Source organism: Streptomyces sp. NPDC051555 (assembly GCF_044454405.1).
GTDB lineage: Bacteria > Actinomycetota > Actinomycetes > Streptomycetales > Streptomycetaceae > Streptomyces.
This window is the reverse complement of record NZ_JBITDP010000027.1, coordinates 59722-76650: the sequence shown is the minus strand read 5'-3', so window position 1 is coordinate 76650 and position 16929 is coordinate 59722. Positions and strand designations below refer to the sequence as shown.

At 70.5% G+C, this 16929-nt stretch carries 21 protein-coding genes and 1 tRNA gene; 18 read left to right on the top strand and 4 right to left on the bottom strand.

Features of this window, described 5'->3' with window-relative positions; all coding sequences use genetic code 11:
- Positions 1-2 precede the first annotated feature (2 nt).
- Entirely contained in the window at positions 3-572 is a 570-nt protein-coding gene (locus tag ACIBEA_RS36640) for an HD domain-containing protein (protein ID WP_399267538.1), read from the top strand.
- On the opposite strand, the gene ACIBEA_RS36635 is transcribed toward ACIBEA_RS36640, so the two are convergent.
- The gene (locus ACIBEA_RS36635) at positions 569-1042 is read right to left on the bottom strand and encodes an NUDIX hydrolase (RefSeq protein ID WP_399267537.1); all 474 of its coding nucleotides are present in this window, start codon (positions 1040-1042) and stop codon (positions 569-571) included. The two genes, ACIBEA_RS36640 and ACIBEA_RS36635, sit on opposite strands and share 4 nt — an antisense overlap.
- Positions 1039-1806 carry a helix-turn-helix domain-containing protein gene (locus ACIBEA_RS36630; protein ID WP_399267536.1) on the bottom strand — a complete coding sequence of 256 codons (768 nt, stop codon included), beginning with the start codon at positions 1804-1806 and terminating at the stop codon, positions 1039-1041. The genes ACIBEA_RS36635 and ACIBEA_RS36630 overlap by 4 nt, the downstream gene beginning before the upstream one ends.
- Positions 1807-2724: 918 nt before the next feature.
- Here ACIBEA_RS36630 and ACIBEA_RS36625 point away from each other — a divergent pair.
- From ACIBEA_RS36625 to ACIBEA_RS36570, 12 genes are all read left to right on the top strand, one after another.
- Positions 2725-2895, top strand: coding sequence for a hypothetical protein (locus tag ACIBEA_RS36625; RefSeq protein WP_399267535.1), 171 nt, complete (start codon positions 2725-2727; stop codon positions 2893-2895).
- Between the two features lie 87 nt (positions 2896-2982).
- Positions 2983-3252 carry a DUF6284 family protein gene (locus ACIBEA_RS36620; RefSeq protein WP_399267534.1) on the top strand — a complete coding sequence of 90 codons (270 nt, stop codon included), beginning with the start codon at positions 2983-2985 and terminating at the stop codon, positions 3250-3252.
- The gene (locus ACIBEA_RS36615) at positions 3249-3521 is read left to right on the top strand and encodes a hypothetical protein (RefSeq protein WP_399267532.1); all 273 of its coding nucleotides are present in this window, start codon (positions 3249-3251) and stop codon (positions 3519-3521) included. The genes ACIBEA_RS36620 and ACIBEA_RS36615 overlap by 4 nt, the downstream gene beginning before the upstream one ends.
- A 56-nt stretch (positions 3522-3577) precedes the next feature.
- A complete protein-coding gene (locus ACIBEA_RS36610; protein ID WP_399267576.1) occupies positions 3578-4582 on the top strand; it encodes a hypothetical protein in 1005 nt (334 codons plus the stop codon).
- Positions 4579-4911 (top strand): RRQRL motif-containing zinc-binding protein, encoded by a 333-nt coding sequence (locus ACIBEA_RS36605; protein WP_399267531.1) that lies wholly within the window; start codon positions 4579-4581, stop codon positions 4909-4911. The genes ACIBEA_RS36610 and ACIBEA_RS36605 overlap by 4 nt, the downstream gene beginning before the upstream one ends.
- A gap of 33 nt (positions 4912-4944) precedes the next feature.
- Positions 4945-5400 (top strand): protein kilB, encoded by a 456-nt coding sequence (locus ACIBEA_RS36600; RefSeq protein ID WP_399267530.1) that lies wholly within the window; start codon positions 4945-4947, stop codon positions 5398-5400.
- A 76-nt stretch (positions 5401-5476) separates the two neighbouring features.
- Positions 5477-7093 (top strand): hypothetical protein, encoded by a 1617-nt coding sequence (locus tag ACIBEA_RS36595; RefSeq protein ID WP_399267529.1) that lies wholly within the window; start codon positions 5477-5479, stop codon positions 7091-7093.
- Between the two features lie 2 nt (positions 7094-7095).
- Positions 7096-9192, top strand: a complete 2097-nt coding sequence (locus ACIBEA_RS36590; RefSeq protein WP_399267528.1) for a hypothetical protein — start codon at positions 7096-7098, stop codon at positions 9190-9192.
- A 199-nt stretch (positions 9193-9391) separates the two neighbouring features.
- On the top strand, positions 9392-9871 hold the full coding sequence (locus ACIBEA_RS36585; RefSeq protein WP_399267527.1) for a hypothetical protein: 480 nt from the start codon (positions 9392-9394) through the stop codon (positions 9869-9871).
- 11 nt (positions 9872-9882) lie between these two features.
- The gene (locus ACIBEA_RS36580) at positions 9883-10041 is read left to right on the top strand and encodes a hypothetical protein (RefSeq protein WP_399267526.1); all 159 of its coding nucleotides are present in this window, start codon (positions 9883-9885) and stop codon (positions 10039-10041) included.
- Between the two features lie 18 nt (positions 10042-10059).
- Positions 10060-10761 (top strand): hypothetical protein, encoded by a 702-nt coding sequence (locus ACIBEA_RS36575; RefSeq protein WP_399267525.1) that lies wholly within the window; start codon positions 10060-10062, stop codon positions 10759-10761.
- 106 nt (positions 10762-10867) lie between these two features.
- Entirely contained in the window at positions 10868-11605 is a 738-nt protein-coding gene (locus ACIBEA_RS36570; protein ID WP_399267524.1) for a DNA methylase, read from the top strand.
- 30 nt (positions 11606-11635) lie between these two features.
- On the opposite strand, the gene ACIBEA_RS36565 is transcribed toward ACIBEA_RS36570, so the two are convergent.
- Complete coding sequence (locus ACIBEA_RS36565) at positions 11636-12193, bottom strand: hypothetical protein (RefSeq protein WP_399267523.1); 558 nt, start codon at positions 12191-12193, stop codon at positions 11636-11638.
- 159 nt (positions 12194-12352) lie between these two features.
- Between ACIBEA_RS36565 and ACIBEA_RS36560 the strand changes: the two genes are divergently transcribed.
- From ACIBEA_RS36560 to ACIBEA_RS36540, 5 genes are all read left to right on the top strand, one after another.
- Positions 12353-13255: a bifunctional DNA primase/polymerase gene (locus tag ACIBEA_RS36560; RefSeq protein WP_399267522.1), complete on the top strand. Its 903-nt coding sequence runs from the start codon at positions 12353-12355 to the stop codon at positions 13253-13255.
- Positions 13252-13614, top strand: a complete 363-nt coding sequence (locus ACIBEA_RS36555; RefSeq protein ID WP_399267521.1) for a hypothetical protein — start codon at positions 13252-13254, stop codon at positions 13612-13614. The genes ACIBEA_RS36560 and ACIBEA_RS36555 overlap by 4 nt, the downstream gene beginning before the upstream one ends.
- On the top strand, positions 13611-14750 hold the full coding sequence (locus ACIBEA_RS36550; protein WP_399267520.1) for a DUF3631 domain-containing protein: 1140 nt from the start codon (positions 13611-13613) through the stop codon (positions 14748-14750). The genes ACIBEA_RS36555 and ACIBEA_RS36550 overlap by 4 nt, the downstream gene beginning before the upstream one ends.
- A 312-nt stretch (positions 14751-15062) precedes the next feature.
- Positions 15063-15233 (top strand): helix-turn-helix transcriptional regulator, encoded by a 171-nt coding sequence (locus ACIBEA_RS36545; RefSeq protein WP_399267519.1) that lies wholly within the window; start codon positions 15063-15065, stop codon positions 15231-15233.
- Complete coding sequence (locus ACIBEA_RS36540; protein WP_399267518.1) at positions 15233-16624, top strand: tyrosine-type recombinase/integrase; 1392 nt, start codon at positions 15233-15235, stop codon at positions 16622-16624. The genes ACIBEA_RS36545 and ACIBEA_RS36540 overlap by 1 nt, the downstream gene beginning before the upstream one ends.
- A gap of 202 nt (positions 16625-16826) precedes the next feature.
- On the opposite strand, the gene ACIBEA_RS36535 is transcribed toward ACIBEA_RS36540, so the two are convergent.
- Positions 16827-16899 (bottom strand) — tRNA-Arg (locus ACIBEA_RS36535).
- Positions 16900-16929: the final 30 nt, after the last annotated feature.

The following is a 16929-nucleotide window of genomic DNA, read 5'->3' as shown; positions in this document are numbered from 1 at the left end:
GCATGGCAATCACAGATGTCACCGCGCGGGCCTACGAACTCGCTGAATCCCTGCTGGCCGAGCCGCTGCCCCGCCGCTGGTCCCACTCCCTCGGGGTGGCTCAGCGTGCGCGGTCTCTCCAGGGGGTCCTGGGCACGGATGCCGCGCTCATGGAGGCGGCCGCGGTCCTGCACGACGTCGGCTACTCGCCCCGCATCGCGTCCACGGGCTTCCACCCGCTCGACGGCGCGCGCTTCCTCAGGGATCAGGAGGGGGTGGACGAGCGGGTCGTTCGGCTCGTGGCTCATCACTCCTGCGCCCTGCTGGAGGCTGAAGAGCGCGGGCTGAAAACTGAGCTGGCCGCGGAGTTCGAACTGGAGCGGCCGGCGCTCGTGGACGCGCTGCTGTTCTGCGACATGACGACCACCCCCGACGGCGGGCACACCACCTCCGAGGCCCGGGTTTCGGAGATCGTCGGCAGGTATGGCCCCGACACCATCGTGGGCCGGTTCATCCAACGGGCGGCCCCCGAGATTCACGCTGCGGTTCAGCGGGTCGAGGGCCGTCTGACCGCGACCCAGGAGGCCGGTTAGCCGATGTAGGGCCTGCTCCGGGTGCGGTCGAGCCCGTGGGTGATCCGCAGTCGCATGGACGGGTGGATCTCCAGCTTGTCCAGGTCCGCGGGGGAGAACCAGCGGACCTCCTTTGATTCGGAGCTGGTGCGCAGGGAGCCGCCGACCGGTCGGGCGTGGAAGCAGATCGAGAACTGCTGCCGAACCTCGCCGTCGTCGTATGCCATGACGTGCTGCGGGTCGGTGTAGAGCCCCACGATGTCCTCGACGACGACCGTGATCCCGGTCTCCTCGTCCACCTCCCGAGCGACGGTCTGCGTGACGCTCTCGCCCGCATCGTGCCCACCGCCGGGCAGGGCCCATAGCCCGTTGTCCGTCTTGTGGATGAGCAGGAGGTTCCCCTCCTCATTGACCACGATGGCGGTCACGGACGGAACAACCGAGTTGGCTGCCGGGGCGTTCGGGTCGCGGAAGTAGTCGATACGGCTCATGACGTGCCTTCGTAGTCGGTGGGCGAGGTGATCCGGCGGGAGGACTCCCAGACCCGCTCGACGCTCTCGGCGTAGGTGTCGAACAGCTCCCCTCCGGGGACACGCTGAAGGTGGAGCACGGGTGCCATGTAGGCGCCGACTCCGTAGACGTGTCCGTTGGCGAGCAGTTCGTTGTCTGCACGGTAGATCGAGTTGTAGAGCGTGGTCGAGTGCAGCCTGAACTCCACGCCGGGCAGCTTGAACAGCGGCGCGTAGTTGAGCAGGGCGTTTCGGACCTTGGAGGCCATGGCCGCACCGATCCCCTCGTCCTCGCCGCGGACCGCCACGGCAGGGCTGTTGGGGTCGCCCAGCATGAAGCGCACGGGAACTCCGTCTGCCGAGCGCTCGCGCACGACACGGTGGAACCGCGGATCTTCGGTCAGCCAGAAGCCCGAGTAGACGAGCACGTCGAAGTGAGCGGCGGCGCCCGAGTAGAGCTTCGTCCAGGTGTCCGGTGGGACGACGGACCGGTGCGGGTAGAGCGTCAGCACCTCGGATCCGCTGGACGCCATGACCTCCTCGGAGGTCCGTTCGTCCGGCCAGAGGTAGGAGACTTCGCGACGCAGCAGGGAAGCGATGGCGTACTGAAAGCGCCTGTAGGGCTTGCGCTTTGGGTCGGCGATCCAGCGCTCGACGGTCTTTGGGGATACGCCCAGACGTGCCGCGACCTGCTCCAGCTTGAGGTTGCTCTCCACGATGGCTCCGCGAAGACGTTCGTTGGCCATACGACTTCCCCCAACTAGGACGCCCTGGAACGACTTTGACTCTAGCGAGTCGGCACCGAGTCGTACATGCGCGGAGTCCAACGTCCCGCGCTTCCCAGCCATGCTGGTCATGTCGCCACCGAGGGCGGCGGATCCGACACCCCGAAGCCAGCCGATTGACGGCGCGGATTTGATCTGTCACGGTGAGAGGCATGTAATACATGCGTCGCTTAGGCGGTGCGTGGCAGTCGCTTTGGCTCCGGCGTTGCCCCGTGCTTACGGGAGGCCTGACAGGTCTACCGCGCACCGCCGGCGGTCTTGCTCTCTTGAGAACTGAACAGTGATCGTGCGGGGCTGACGCGAGTCGGCGGTCGCGGTAGGTGCCTAGGGCGAGGGTCCGGGGGCAAACCGCCGTGATGCACCGTTGACTCCCCCTATGTGCTTGGCAGGCGCTACCCGGGCTCGGGTGTGGGGAGGAACAGCGAGGCTCCAACGCACGTGGCGGCAAGAGTGAGACCGCCCCCGAGACGACCGGGTGAAGTCGTCGGCGGCACGCCATCCTGCACCGATTCGTGCAGGCCGCCCTGCTGGCGTCAGAGCAGCGACGATGACGCGCCCGACTCTCAGGCTCGGGACCGGAACTCCGTGGCAACGGATCCGGTGAAGCCTTGCCCCTCCGGATGTGGAGGCTGCTGTGTTCCACCGACATCTGCGGGCGTCAGCCGTACTAGACCGGTACGGCTGGCCGCGCCCTTCGCGTCACTGCTCAACCGCTGTGCGGGCACCGGCGGCTCAGCCGACCTTAGCTCGCACTGCCCTCAACCTCCGGGACGTCTCGGCGTACCGGCCGGCTGCCTCCTCCGCCCGTCCGGTGCCCTTCGGTGCCGTACGGGCGGGGTCGAGGGGAGCCGGAGTTATCGGCCCCGGAAGGGGTTCGAGATGAACAAGAAGCTCGCCGCGGCCATCCAGCGTGACAACGACCTGGAGGACGCGGGCATGCACGGCGACGACCGCAAGACCTGCTGGTCCCATCAGGGCTGGGCCGCGGACTGCGAGAGCGACCCGGCGCACACCGCGCCGAGCGCGCTCCACTTCCCGCGCCCGGCCTGACCCTTCCACCCTCTAACGGCGTGCGGCCCCGGTGCTGGAACACCGGGGCCGCTTCGAGCCGTCCACCTGCTAGGGAGAACACGACTCATGAAGAACATCGCCGCACTTCAGGCTGCTGTTACGCCGTGGTCCGACGGTTTGGAGCCGTCGGCCGCGGAGCTGGACGCGATCGAGGCCGAGATGCCGCTGATCGTCGCCGAGGTCGAGTTGCTGGACGCGTTGATCGTGCTGCTGGACCGGCCGGCGTCGGAGTTCGACGCCCGCCGGATCCGCCGGGCCCACCACCGGGTGCTGACCGCCCGAAAGGACGCGGCCAACCGCACGGTCGGCTCGCAGGTCTCGGGGGACGCGGCATGAACGAGCGCACCGAAGCGGCGCACGTCGACCTGCTGGCCGCGATCGTTGAGGCGTTGAACCTGCCGCTTCCGTCGATCGCGGATGCGGATGAGCGGCTGTACTTCCGGTTGCTGGAGCGCCGGGCCCTCGCGGTGCGGATTGTCATCGAGGCGAACCGCGCAGTGAGCCGGGACCCGCGGTGGGCGGCGGACGCGATCCGCCGCCGGACCGCCGAAGAGCCCGTCACCTACACCCCGTGGGAGAGCAAGAAGAGCGAGGACGAGCGGTGAGCGGCCGCCCGCTGACCCTCGCCCAGAAGCTCGTACTCGGGCTCGCGTTCGTCCCGATGCTCGTCACCGGCGGCGCGGGCGGGTACGGGACCTTCTCCAACATCAAGGGCGCCTACAACTCCGGTACCGCGCTCGGCGCGGTCGCCGCGGGCGAGGGCGCGACCGCGGTCTTGGCGTTGGTGCTGCTGGGGCTGACCATGTTGGGTCAGTCCTCCCCGGCCGTGGTCCGCGCCGGCCTGTGGGCCCTGCCCGCCGCGGCGTCGGCGATGTCCGCCGTCGCCGCGCCGGACGGGCCCCGCACCGTGATCTACGCGATCACGCCGCTGGGCATGTCGGTGTCGGCCGAGGGTATGGCCTTCCTCGCACGCAGGATCGTGATCCACGTCGATGGCCGCGACGCCGAAACGGAAGCCCGCGCGGCCGCCGTGGTCCAGGCCCTCGCCTACCACCGCGCCCGCGCCCAGAACCACCCGGACAAGAACGTGCGCAAGCGTTCGGACCGGGCGTCGTGGCGTCTGGCCCGCAAGGTCGGCACCGCGGACACCACGCTCGGTGCCCGGCTGCTGGAGGTTCAGCGAGAACGGATCACCACCGGCGCCGACGTCGCCCTCGGTGACATGTTCGCGATCACCGTCACACCCCCGCGCGAGCCCGTCACGCCCACCCGTGACGCCGTCACGGCGGCCGTGACGCCCGCCCTGCCGTCCGCGCCCGAACCGGCCCCTGAGAAGGGTGCCGTCACGGAGGGCCGTGACGGGGAAGACACGCAGGTCAGCGACTCGCTGGCCGGTGCCGAGGGAGAGGGCGTCACGCCCGCCGTCACGCCCGTGACGCTCGCCGAGGTCGCCGCCATCGCTGGGGTGCCGACACCGTTGATCGGTGAGGCGCTGGCCGATGAGCAGATCGTGGTCGTGCTCCGCTTTCTGCGCTACTCCACCGACCCGCCCCTGTCCTACCGGCAGACCGCCGCCGCGTTCCGCGAGAGCGGATTCACCGGCGGCGAAGCCCGCATTCGGAGTGCCTGGGCCACTCTCATGGCCCAGGAGGAGAGCCCCCGGTGACCGCCGTCTACTGCTGGAGGCTCGCCCCGGACGGCCTCGCCACCCGCCGGCAGCTGCGGGCCCTGGGCCTGCGGCCCGGCGGACAGGACGTCGTCGCTCAGGTCGAGCGGCCCCGCTACCGGCGCGGGCCGCTCGTCGCCTACCTCTACCGCGTCGACCTCGCGCGGCCGGTCCGTCCGATGACCCCCGGCCGGTGGGCCGCCCTCGCCAAAGCGAACACGGCCCGCCGCACCTGCCCCGCCTGCCGCTCTGATGCCGGATACGTCATACCGGCCTCCCTCGGCACGTGCGTGACCTGCGCCTACCCCGAAGAACAGAGCGCCGCCTGAGCCCTGTCTCCTCTTCTACCTCGGAGTTGCCTCGTGTGGCAGACCGTCATAGCCGTCCTGGGCACCCTCGCCGGTTCCCTGGTCACCGCCCTGCTCCAGCGCCGGGCCTCACGCTTGCAGGCCGAGATCGCCCGCCAGGACAAGGCGGCCGCTGACCGTCTCACCGCGGTGACGGCCTTCGCCTCCGTGCTCGCCGACCACCGCCGGGCGATGTGGGTGCGCGAGCACCTGCGCCTGAACGGCGCGCCCGGCCAGCAGATCGCGGACGCCCGAGCGGCCAGTCACGTCACCCGCTCGGCGCTGACCGCCCCGCATCTGGCCGTCAGCCTGTTCCTCCCCACGCTCCAGTGCCCCGCACTCGTCGCGGTGGAGGCCACCTACGCGCTGCGCAACGCCTCCCACCTGGACCAGCTCACCGCACGGCGCACCGAGGCCCTGTCCGCGATGGACGCCTTCACCGGCGCCGCCCGCACCGCCCTGTCCGTCTGAACTCCAGCAGGGCCCGGCCGACCGCCTCCTACAGCACCGGCCGGGCCCTCAACTCCCTTGAAGGAGCACGTTCAGCATGACCGAGACCGTCACCGATCCGCAGGCTCCCCCCGAAGAATCCACCCCTCCCCCCGTCGCCGCGCTGGACGCCGGCACCGCGACCGTGGGCAAGCAGGTGGAGCAGAGCACGGGTGGTTTCCCCGTGGTCCCGCTGTCCCTGTCCGGTACGAACACCGCCGCCGGCCTCCTGGCCACGGCCGCGTTGGCCGGTGGCCCGGTCGCCGTCGCCGTGGCGATGACCGGCGCCGCCGTCCTAGGCACCGCCGCCGCCCGACACCGCGCCCAAACCACCAAGAGGAAGAACCCCGCCAAGCATCCGGCCCCGGCCGCTGGCCGGACCACCGGCACGAGCGCCGGCCGTGGCCTCCTGGGCCAGATCCCCTCCCAGCCCCGCCCCGCAGCACGTACCGCGGGCGGAACCGGCGCCCGCAAGACCGCTGGTGGGCAGGCCCGCCACCGCGCTGCAGGCACGTCGGCCGGTGGCCGGTCGGGCGGCCCGGCGGCGGGATCGTCCCGGGTGTCGGCCCGCGAGCGTGCGGCCCGCGCGGTCGACGCGGCAGCGGGTGGTCGGGCCGGGCAGGTACGGGCACTGCGCTCCCAAGCCCGCTCGCAATCGCCGACCCGGGCCGCTACCCGTACAGCGGCCACGCAGGCCCGCCGCCAGGTCGCCGACACCCGCCGCGCGGCGAAGGCCAACGAGCGCGCGGCCGGCGCCGGGGGCAACCCGCGCGGCGTCGCCGCCCGCACCCTGGGCAAGGGCATCGGGAAAGCCGTCGCGCTCCGGGACAAGGCCGCCGCTGCGGCCCGGGGTGCCCGGGATCGCAGCGCGGCGCGGACCGTGGACGCAGGTCGTCAGGGCATTCGGCAGGCGGCTCGTCGTCAGCGGATCGCCGCGGCGAAGGCCCCGGCCCGCCAGGCCGCGCGCCGGGCGCTGCGTCGTTCCGCTGCTCGTTTCCAGGCCCGCCGGGCGCTGGCCGCCGTCCTGGGCGGCGCCCTTGGCCTGCTCGGCATGGTGACCACGCCGTTGGGGCGGTGGCTGGGCTGGGGCTGGCTGATCCACCCGGGCCGCCGCCTGTACCGCTTCTTTGCGGGGCGGGCCCGTATCGAGCGCGAGGACCAGGACGGTTCCATCCGTGCCCAGTTGGACGCCGACGAAGAAGCGGCCGAGGAGCAGGTCGCCGCTGCCGAGGAAGAGGACGAGGTCGAGATCGGGGATCAGGCCGCCCGTCCCGCAACGCATGTTCCCGCACCGCCCACCAGTCAAGGAGAGCCCGGTATGAGCAGCACGGACACGGGATTCAGGTTCGAGGAACTGGCCGCCGAGATGGAGCAGGCCGCGCAGTCCTACGAGCCGGAAAGCGCGATGGAGATCCTCGCGATGGTCGAGGGCCTGCCCGAAGCCTTGGCGTCGATCGCGAACATCATGCGGATCCTCGCGGAGCGCTCCGACAACGAGTTCCCCCTGGACAAGGCGGTCGCGGACGGGTTCGCGGACATCTTCGGCACCCTCAACGCGGCCACCGCCGCCGCCGAGGACCTCGGCGAGACCTTCCGCCTGGTGCACGAGCCGGACATCGCCCGTCACGAGGACCCCCGTAACGGGCCCGAGGCCGAGAAGGGCTGGAACGTCTGATCATGGCTACCTCCCAGACCGTCACGCACAACGGGCTGGCGCTGGACTGGGCGGCCGGTCACGGACCCGTGACCGGCGCCCTCTCCGCGACCACCGGCGCCTACGCGATCGCCACCGTCGGCACCCTCGCCCACATGCCCCCCACCTGGGCCCTCGCCGCCGGCGCGGTCGGGGCGATCGGCCACACCGCCTCCGGGCTGCGCCAGAAGCTCGCCGCCCGCACCATCAGCGCCCGCGCCGCCTCCTGGTTGTTGGGCTCCGGCTGGACCACCTGGGCCCTGGCCACCGGCCCCCTCACCTGGGCCGCCCTCGGTTCCCTCGCCGTGATCGGCGTCGGCATGGGCGCTACGGCCCGCTCCGTCGGCCTCTACGAGGAGGCCCGGGAGCTGGAGGCGATCGCCGCTGCCGAACGGCACGTCGCCCGTGAACTGTCCGCGGAGCGTCGGGCGATCGCCGCGGAGTGGGTCGACCGGATCCAGCGCGTGTGCGGGATCACCGTCCGGATCCTCGCGGTGGAGATGTGGCCCACGAACAGCGGGTTCACCATCGACGCCGAACTGCCGCCCGGCGGCGCCACCTACGCGAAGATCGCGCAGCACAATGCCAGCCTGTCGGCCGACGCCCGCCTGCCGCACGGATGCAGCGCCGCCGCCACGCCCGGCATCGACCAGGGCCGCGTCCTGATCGACGTCACCACCGTCAACGTCCTGGCCGCCGAAGTCCCCTACCCCACCGACTACAGCCCCCTCTCCATCCACACCGGGGTGCCGTGGGGGTACCGGACCAACGCGGACGAGATCCTCGCCTACCTACGGGAGCAGTGCGCGCTGGTGGTCGGGCCGACCGGATCCGGGAAGACGAACATCGTCCACGTCATCTTGGCCGGGTTCGCCCGCGCCACCGACATGCTGACCTGGGTCATCGACCTCAACGCCGGCTCCGCCGGCCTGCCCTGGGTCCGCCCCGCCATGGCACCCGCCGGGGAGGGCGGCGCGGTGGTGCGGCCGGGGATCGACTGGCTGGCCGCCACCCACGAGGAAGCCGACCTGATGCTCGATGCCGCGCTGCGGATCGGCCTCTACCGCAAGCGCGCCTACCAAGACCTCATGGCGCAGGCCAACACCGACCTCCTCCCGATCAGCGCGGACATCCCGCAGATCATGCTGGTCATCGACGAGGGCGCCGAGATCCTCATCAGTAATGAGCCGGAGAAGAAGCGGCTCGCGAAGAAGATCCTCGAAGTGATCCGCATGCTCCGCGCCATGGGCATCCGCACCGTACTCACCGCGCTCGGCGCGACCGGGTCCGTGCTGGGGAACATGATGATCCGCCGCGAAGCCAAGACACGCATCGCCCTCACGGGCGGGGCGACGGAGGGCATGGACCTCTCGAAGCTGTTCCCCGGCGGCCGGGGTCTGCGGATCGAGCAGGCCCCCTACAAGGGGACCGGGTTCATGGGGACCCCTGAGTCCCCGGCCGCGCTGTTCGGGACGTGGCGGATCCTGCCCAACCAGATCCGTGACATCGTCCACGCCACCAGCGACCGCCACCCCTACCTCGACGCCATCTCCGCGAAGGCCGCGGGCACCGACTACGCCCGCCGCTGGGACCACAACCGCACCGCCTGGATCACCGACCACCAGCAGCCCACCACCGGCCTCCCGGACCCGGCTGCAGAGGGGCGGCCCGCAGGGCTCAACCTCTCCGCCCACCGCGCCGCCACCGGCCCGGCGGTCCTGGACGAGGACGCCCTCGCGGCGGAGTTCATGCGGCAGATCGACGCCCAGTTCGCCACCACCACCGACCCCGACACCCCGGCCGAGCGACCGGCGCACCCGGGGCTGAACCTCTCCGCGCACCGCGCCGAGGACAACGCCGCCCAACAGGCCGCGTTCACCCTCCTGCTCGCCGCGGGACCCGAGGGGACCGGAGCGTCCGCGATCGCCCGCCACCTCGACCGGTACGGCACCTCCCGCCAGACCGTCGCCGGATGGCTCAAGACCTGGACCGAGGAAGGCGAAGCCATCCGGATCGGGACCGGCACCAAAACCCGCTACGTCCACCGCCAGCACGCCCCTGAAGGGCCCTGTGAGGACTGACCTTGTCGCTTGTCGCCCCACCACCAGCAGACACCGCCGCTAGCCCTCCTGGGGGCTTGCAAACGGTGGCTGACCTGGGAGGCGACAAGCGACAAGACAAGACAAGCGACAAGCCACACGACAAGCAGACGACAAGCCACGCGGCAACCACCCCTTAACCGTTAAGGGGTGCTCGTCGCGCTCATCAGGGAGCCCCGTCGTGCATGAACGCACCCGCACGAGCACCCCCGCGCCCGCCCGCTACGGCGACCCGGTCCTCTACCCGACCACCATCCAGCACCCCGCGATGCTGCCCGCCGAACTCCCGCCCGGCGTCGAACTGGTCACCCTGCCCGGCGGCCACCGCACCCTCGCCTACACCCACCCCACCCCCGCGCCCGCCCCCGTTGCCCAGCAGATCCCCGCATGGGCCAAGACGACCGCGCTCCTCGCCCCCACCGTCGGCGGCGGGATCGCCGCCGCCGGGTTCGGGATCTCCTACGCCGCCCCGGGACTGATCGCCATGACCGACGCCCTCTGGGCCGCCATCACCCTCATCGCTGCCGGCACCCTCGCCCCGCTCCTCCTCCGCGCCGGACGCGGCGCGGGACGGGGGGCCGCACCGGTCCAGCACGTCACGCAGAACATCAGCGCCACCGGCCTCTTCGGCCGCGCCACCGGCACCATCAACCACCGCTGAAAGGACCGTCCGTGGAGGACATCTACTGCGACGAGTGCGGCGACTACCACGACGGCGACCACTCCTGGTGCGAGGACTGCGACGGCGACCTCTGCACCGAGTGCGGCGGCTGCGACTGCCCCGACACCCCGTGCCCCGGCTACGTCGCCCACGTCACCGGCACCCACTGACCCGAACCGGGAGACCCTGTGCCCAGCAGCTTTGTCACTGCCGTCGCCACCCGGACCGGCACCCGCGGTACCAACGCCGACGCCGCCCACACCTGGACCGCGGCCGACGGGGCCGTCGGGGCCGCCGTGATCGACGGCATCGGCCACAGCGACCCCCTGCACGACCTCGTCCCGGTCCTGGCCGTCGCCGCCGCGCGGACCAGCGCCACCGACGGCGCGCTCAGCGGGCTCCTGACCGCGTCCCTCCTGGTCCGTGACCCCGGCGCCGTCCCGGTCACGCCCCGCGTGGACGCCGTCGCCGTCACCGCCCGCGCCCGCCCCGGGCACGCCACCTGGATCTGCTGGGCAGGAGACGCCCGCGCCTACGGCTGGGACGGCACCACCCTCACCCGCTACACCACCGACCACAACGTCACTACCTACCTGACCACCCACGGCATCCCGGCCGAGATCGCGGACCGGTTCGCCAACCGCATCAACATCGCCCTCGTGGACGCCAGCCCCGCCACCGTCCACCACGTGACCATCCCCGCCGGCCACCTGGTCCTGCTGACCTCCGACGGAATCCACGACCAGATCACCCACGACCACATGCAGCACCTTGTCGCGAAGCACGCGAACACCCCCAGGGCGCTCGTGCAGAGCCTCACCGCGGTCGCCCAACCCGACCACGACGGCTACCGCGACGACGCCACCACCCTCGTCATCGCACCCGCATAACCCGCACCACCAGACCAGACACAACGAAGGCGGCCCGCTCTCGCCAAAGCCCGGGCCGCCTTCCCCCAGCACAACTCAACAGAGAGCCCAAGCTGAGGAGTCCAGCATGACCCACCCCACCTTGATCAGGGGAGAGGGCCACGGCGATCGGCCGTTGCTCCTGGACCTGTTCTGCTGCGCCGGCGGCGCAGCCACCGGCTACCACCAGGCCGGGTTCACGGTCGAGGGCGTCGACATCGTCGACCGCTCCGCCCGCTACCCGTTCACCTTCCGCCAGGGCGACGCCCTGACCTTCCTCGCCGCTCTGATCGCTTCCGGGGAGATCCGCCGGTACGCGGCCGTTCACGCTTCCCCGCCCTGTCAGGCCGGATGCGCGCTGACCGTGGGGACCAACCGGTCCCAGGGCTGGGGCGGCACCCACCTCGACCTCGTCGCGCCGACACGCGAACTCCTCGACGCATCCGGACTCCCGTACGTCATCGAGCAGCCCGACGGAAAGGCCGACGTCCGCAAGGACATCAGCCTGTGCGGGGAGATGTTCGACCTCGGCGTCCTCAGGCACAGGAACTTCGAACTCGGCGGCTGGACCACCCCCCAGCCGGCCCACAAGCCGCACCGGGGCCGGGTCCGCGGTTGGCGACACGGCCGCTACTTCGACGGCCCCTACGTCGCCGCCTACGGGACCGGCGGCGGCAAGGCCACCGTGGCCGAGATGCAGACGGCCATGGGCATCGGCTGGACCGACGTCCGCGAGGAACTCACCGAAGCCATCCCGCCCGCCTACACCGAATGGATCGGCCAGGCCCTCCTTGCCCACGTCCTCTCCGGGGCGGTGGCCGCATGAGGACAACCACCGCTGAAAGGGGGCAGCCCACTAATAGAAATTGGGAGCTCGGCCCCCAATAGCGTCGCTAGCCGCTCGGATGAACTGTCCACGCGCGTGATGCCGGGCGTACTCAACTTCGCTTTGCTCATCGGTCATCAGCATAAAGATGCGAGAGGTGCTTCCGGGGTTTGAATTGGAAACATCGGCCGCCGTCGTATAAACGTCCAGACAAGAAGTCCAAACATTATGAGCGGCTTCAGATACGAGGTCCGGGCCTTCAAGGACGACTGCGGCACACGCCTCGCGAAGAACAAGGATCGCAGCTTCTGTCTCCCCAAACGCGGGATCGGCAGGGGCATCGGGCGCGATGCCCGGATAGGCCCTAAGCAGGTCCTGTATCTCTCTGTCAGCCGCGTGGTAGGCCCTGAGCGCTTCCAGATAGACATCGCGTCGGGTCGTGCGGTGCATCACTCTGCGCTGCTCTCGCCGCTCTGCCTCTTTCTCTCGGAAGTCCTGCCTTCCCTTGAGGAGATTGAACCCCCCGGTCAAGGCCACGCCGATCAAGGCGCTGCCTGCACCGATAGCCGCACTCCAGAGATCAGCCAATTCAGTTCTCCCCCTCAGCCTGCCCCACGGCGGCCAGACCCCTGAACCGTCCCATGAGCTATAGCGGCTACGGGCCTTCCTGACAACGCCGAGAGCGGCCCCCTCTCACGCCAATGAACTGGGGCCGCTCTCTTCCAGCAACCACTGGAGGAATCCAGCATGACCCATCGACCCGCATCCGCGCTGCTGACTGCCGCGCTTGATGCTGCCGCACTTGGCTGGAGCGTGTTCCCGCTCCGCCCCGGACAGAAGCGGCCCGCTCTTCACCCCGCAGAGCACTGCCCCGCCCTTGGTGACTGCGCCGGAGGCCACCGCAAGTGGGAGGATCGGGCCACCAGCGACCCGGACCGGATCCGCCGCGCGTGGGACCGGATCCCCTTCAACGTCGGCATCGCCACCGGCCCCTCCCAACTGGTGGTCGTCGACCTCGACATGCCTAAGGGCAAGGGAAGTGCGGACGCGCCTTGCGGCGCGGACACCTTCTTGGCGCTCTGCGGGCGCGCCGGGCAGACCGTCCCCGCCACGCTGACGGTGCGGACTCCCACCGGCGGGACGCACCTGTACTTCTCCGCCCCGCATGCGGTCCGGCTCGGGAACACGGCGGGGCGTCTCGGCCGGCTCATCGATACCCGGGCCTGGGGCGGATACGTCGTCGCACCCGGCAGCGTGGGCGCGGGAGGAGCCTACGAGGTCACCCACCCCGCGGCCCCGGCCCCGTTTCCCTCGTGGCTGTACGCCCTGCTCGCGCCCAAGCAGGCTCTGCGCCAGCTCACCGGCCGCCCCGCCACTCACCGGACCGGTAGGTACGCGGCCGCCGCGCTGACTGCCGAGACCGCGTCGGTCGAGTCCGCCCCGACCGGGGAGCGCAATGGGACCTTGCTGCGGGCCGCTCGTGCTCTGGGGCGGTTCATCGCCGCGGGCGACCTTCCCCGCGACGTGGTGGAGGAGGCTCTTCAATGGGCGGGGGAGTCGGCGGGTCTGCCGGCTGCCGAGTGCCGCAGCACGATCCGCTCCGGTCTGAACTGGTCCATCACACGCAACGCGATGCGGCGGGCGGCATGAGCGACCTCCCCCGCTCCTCCTTGAAGAGCCTCACCCCGGCCCCCACCGGCCCCCGCCTCGCCGAACCGGCCCCCGCCACGGACGGCGGTGGGGCGCCGAAGGTCGTCGCCGAAGGCGTCCCTTCTGCTGTTCGCCCTGACTCGCACCCGGCGGACGGCCGGTACATCGTCGCCGTCCTCCACATCTGCGCCCCGCGCGGCGCCGTCCCCACCGCCACCTCGAAGTGCGAGTGCGGCGGCCACGACCGCAGCGCGGTTGGTCAGCGCGCCGTCCTCGTCCTCATCAAGGCCCACGAGAACCACCGCGCCGTGTGCCCCCTGGGCCGCACCGCCACCACCGACCGGAGGAAGGCCGCATGACCGCCGACACCCAGACCCTGCCCGCGCCCATGCACACGGCCACGGACGGCTCCGCCCTGCTGGACGCGGTCGAAGCCTTCCACCGCCGGTTCAACGTCTTCCCCACCGAAGCCGCCTACGTCGCCGTCACCCTGTGGGACGCCCACGCGCACCTGCTCGACTGCTTCGACTCCACCCCGCGCCTCGCCTTCCTTTCCCCCGAACCGGGGTCGGGGAAGTCCCGCGCGCTGGAGATTGTAGAAACCCTGGTCCCCCAGCCGCTGGTCGCCGCGAACGCGTCCGCCCCGGTCCTCTTCCGCGCTGTCTCCACCCTCGATACCCGGCCCACGATCCTCTTCGACGAGGTCGACACCATCTTCGGCCCCAAGGCCGGGGACAACGAGCCGCTCCGCGGCTTCATGAACGCAGGCCACCACCGGGGCGCCGGCATGTGGCGCTGCGTCGGCGACGGCACCAACCAGACCGTCCAGGAGTTCCCCAGCTTCTGCGTGGTCGCCATGGCCGGACTCGGCTCGCTGCCCGACACGATCCTGACCCGGTCGGTCATCATCCGGATGCGACGCAGGGCCCGCAACGAGCACGTTCAGCCGTTCCGCCGCCGCCTGCACGCCCCCGAAGGCCACGCTCTGCGCGACCGCCTCGCCGAATGGGCCGACAGCGTCCGCCACCTCGTCGACGGGGTCTTCCCCGAAATGCCCGACGAGGTCACCGACCGGCCTGCCGACGTCTGGGAGCCGCTCATCGCCGTCGCCGACGCTGCCGGAGGCGACTGGCCGGCACGAGCCCGCACCGCGTGCGCAGAAATCGTCGCCGCGTCCAAGGTCGACGACAAGGGCAGCATCGGGATCCGGCTGCTCACCGACCTGCGCGACCACGTCCTCAACGGGATCGAGCGCCTGCCCACCGTCGCCGTACTGGACCGCCTGTACGCGCTGGAGGAAGCGCCGTGGGCGGACATGGGCGGCAAGCCCCTGACTTCCCGAAGCCTCGCGAAGATGCTCGGCGAGTACATGACCGGGGCCAACAAGCCGATCGAGCCCCGCAACATCAAGAACGGCGGCGCGGTCCTCAAGGGCTACTACGCCGCCGACCTCGCGGACGCGTGGACGCGGTACTGCCCGCCCCCCACCCCCTGAGAATCCGCTACTTCCGCTACCGCCGCTACCTCGCAGGTCAGAGGGCATGACGAGGTAGCGGGAAGCGCAAAATCATCCGCTACCTCGACAGCAACACCCGCTACCGGCCCGGCCCCCAACGGCCGGGCCGGTCGCGTATCTATCCGCTACCGCTACCCAATCCGCTACCGAGATCAAGCCCCTGACCAGGGCGGTAGCGGAGGTAGCGGCAGTAGCGGATTGCTAGGAGAGGCGAGATGTCTCTTCACCCCTCGAATGCTTCAAAGTGACTACGCGGAGGCAGCCTTGCCCAGCCACAGCGGGAGCCGTGTGATGCTCACCGTCCCCGAGGTTTGTGAGGAACTCGGGATCTCGCGATCCACCTTCTACGACTGGCGCCAAAAGCGACGTGCACCTCGCTGCATCAAACTCCCGAACGGAGACCTGCGGGTTCGTCGCGGTGACCTGGAGATGTGGCTTGGCGACTGCGAGGACGCTGCCTGATGGAGACCACCTACAACGTCAAGCTCTGGAAGACCTCGGTCTACAAGGGCACCCGCAAGACCACGTACACGGTGCGGTGGGAGCTTGACGGCAAAGAATGGCGCCAGCCCTTCGCCACGGTCGCCCTCGCGGATTCCTTCCGCGCGGAACTCGTCCTCGCGACAAGCCGCGGCAAGGCATTCAGCACGACGACCGGCCGCCCGCTCTCGAAGGAGTCGAAGGCTAGCGAGACCAACTGGTACACCTTCGCGGTCGGGTTCGCCGATGCGCAGTGGGAGCGCACGTCGGCGAACAACCGCAAAGTGGTGTCGAAGGTATTGATGGCTGCCACCGTGGCCTTGCTCCGGGCGCCAGTGCCGGGCCACATCCTTCCAGTGGACCTGCGGACCGCACTTCGCGAATACGGGTTCAACGCCAGGCGACGGGAGGAGGCACCCCCGGAGACTGCGGCCATTCTCAAGTGGGTCGAGCGGAACACCCTTTCGATGGCGGCATGGGAGGACGCGGGCAAGGTCGACGGTGTACTCCGCTGCCTGTCTAGGAAGCTCGACGGCACTCCGGTCGCGGCGAGTTCGGTCAAGCGCAGCAGGCGGGTCATGAACGTGGCGATGGAGCAGGCAGTCAAAGACGGAGTCTTGGGCCAGAATCCTCTCCCGAAGGGCAAGGGGAGCGCGCCGAAGACCTCGTTGGCCGTGGACAAGCGGGCGTTGATGAGCCCGGACCAGGCGGCGCGACTGCTGGGCGCGATCAAGGGACGTACGCGAGGCGGCGCGCGGCTGTACCCCTTCTTCGCGACGATGTACTACGTCGGTACGCGCCCGGAGGAGGCGGTGGCGCTCCGGGTCTCCGATGTTCGACTGCCCGCCCCCGAAGCTGCGGACCAGTGGGGGGAGCTGTTGGTCCACACTGCCCAGCCCGAGGTGGGGAAGCACTGGACGGACTCCGGTGCGATCCACGAGGAACGGGGGCTCAAGGGGCGCGCGTCCGATGACATGAGGACGGTCCCGTGCCGCCCGGCGCTGACGAGGATCCTGCGGGACCACATCGCGGCGGAGGGCCTGAAGGCCGGGGATCTCGTGTTCCAGGGGGAGAAGGGGGACATGCTCGCCGGATCGGTCATCCGGCGAGCATGGACCACCTCGCGCAAGGGGGTGCTGTCACCGGAGGACTACGCGTCGCCCTTGGCCAAGAAGGTCTACGACCTGCGGCACACCTGCCTGACGAACTGGCTCAATGACGGTGTGCCGCCGGCGCAGGTGGCGGAGTGGGCCGGTAACAGCGTCCCTGTCCTGCTGGCCGTCTACGCCCGGTGCATCACCGGGCACCTCGCCGACCTGAAGAAGCGGATCGAGGCTGGTGGCGACCTCCCCGAAGTGGGTCCGGCGGGTTGAGGATCCGACGCGGAAACTTCTCCGCGTATTCTCCGCAGCCACCCGCAGGAAGCCGGTGACAGCCGGACAGCGCCGGACCGCCCGCAAGATCACCAAAAGGGTCGTCGGGCGCTTACGTCATCGCTATGGCGCGTTCGCTAGGGTGCTCTGACCTGCACGAAAGCCCTCCCCGGGGGGAGGGCTTGAGGTGGTGGAGAAAAAGTGCCCCCGGCAGGACTCGAACCTGCGGCCAAGTGCTTAGAAGGCACCTGCTCTATCCACTGAGCTACGGGGGCCGGAAGGTGGCCTTGTGGGGCCTGGAGCCC

Excerpts from the sequence above, each read along its gene's own strand:
- ACIBEA_RS36610 (WP_399267576.1), top strand. The coding sequence starts at position 3,578 with ATGCTCGTCACCGGCGGCGCGGGCGGGTACGGGACCTTCTCCAACATC.
- ACIBEA_RS36625 (WP_399267535.1), top strand. The coding sequence starts at position 2,725 with ATGAACAAGAAGCTCGCCGCGGCCATCCAGCGTGACAACGACCTGGAG.
- ACIBEA_RS36570 (WP_399267524.1), top strand. The coding sequence starts at position 10,868 with ATGACCCACCCCACCTTGATCAGGGGAGAGGGCCACGGCGATCGGCCG.
- ACIBEA_RS36560 (WP_399267522.1), top strand. The coding sequence starts at position 12,353 with ATGACCCATCGACCCGCATCCGCGCTGCTGACTGCCGCGCTTGATGCT.
- ACIBEA_RS36635 (WP_399267537.1), bottom strand. The coding sequence starts at position 1,042 with ATGAGCCGTATCGACTACTTCCGCGACCCGAACGCCCCGGCAGCCAAC.
- ACIBEA_RS36590 (WP_399267528.1), top strand. The coding sequence starts at position 7,096 with ATGGCTACCTCCCAGACCGTCACGCACAACGGGCTGGCGCTGGACTGG.
- ACIBEA_RS36630 (WP_399267536.1), bottom strand. The coding sequence starts at position 1,806 with ATGGCCAACGAACGTCTTCGCGGAGCCATCGTGGAGAGCAACCTCAAG.
- ACIBEA_RS36550 (WP_399267520.1), top strand. The coding sequence starts at position 13,611 with ATGACCGCCGACACCCAGACCCTGCCCGCGCCCATGCACACGGCCACG.
- ACIBEA_RS36545 (WP_399267519.1), top strand. The coding sequence starts at position 15,063 with ATGCTCACCGTCCCCGAGGTTTGTGAGGAACTCGGGATCTCGCGATCC.
- ACIBEA_RS36595 (WP_399267529.1), top strand. The coding sequence starts at position 5,477 with ATGACCGAGACCGTCACCGATCCGCAGGCTCCCCCCGAAGAATCCACC.
- ACIBEA_RS36620 (WP_399267534.1), top strand. The coding sequence starts at position 2,983 with ATGAAGAACATCGCCGCACTTCAGGCTGCTGTTACGCCGTGGTCCGAC.
- ACIBEA_RS36540 (WP_399267518.1), top strand. The coding sequence starts at position 15,233 with ATGGAGACCACCTACAACGTCAAGCTCTGGAAGACCTCGGTCTACAAG.
- ACIBEA_RS36615 (WP_399267532.1), top strand. The coding sequence starts at position 3,249 with ATGAACGAGCGCACCGAAGCGGCGCACGTCGACCTGCTGGCCGCGATC.
- ACIBEA_RS36555 (WP_399267521.1), top strand. The coding sequence starts at position 13,252 with ATGAGCGACCTCCCCCGCTCCTCCTTGAAGAGCCTCACCCCGGCCCCC.
- ACIBEA_RS36640 (WP_399267538.1), top strand. The coding sequence starts at position 3 with ATGGCAATCACAGATGTCACCGCGCGGGCCTACGAACTCGCTGAATCC.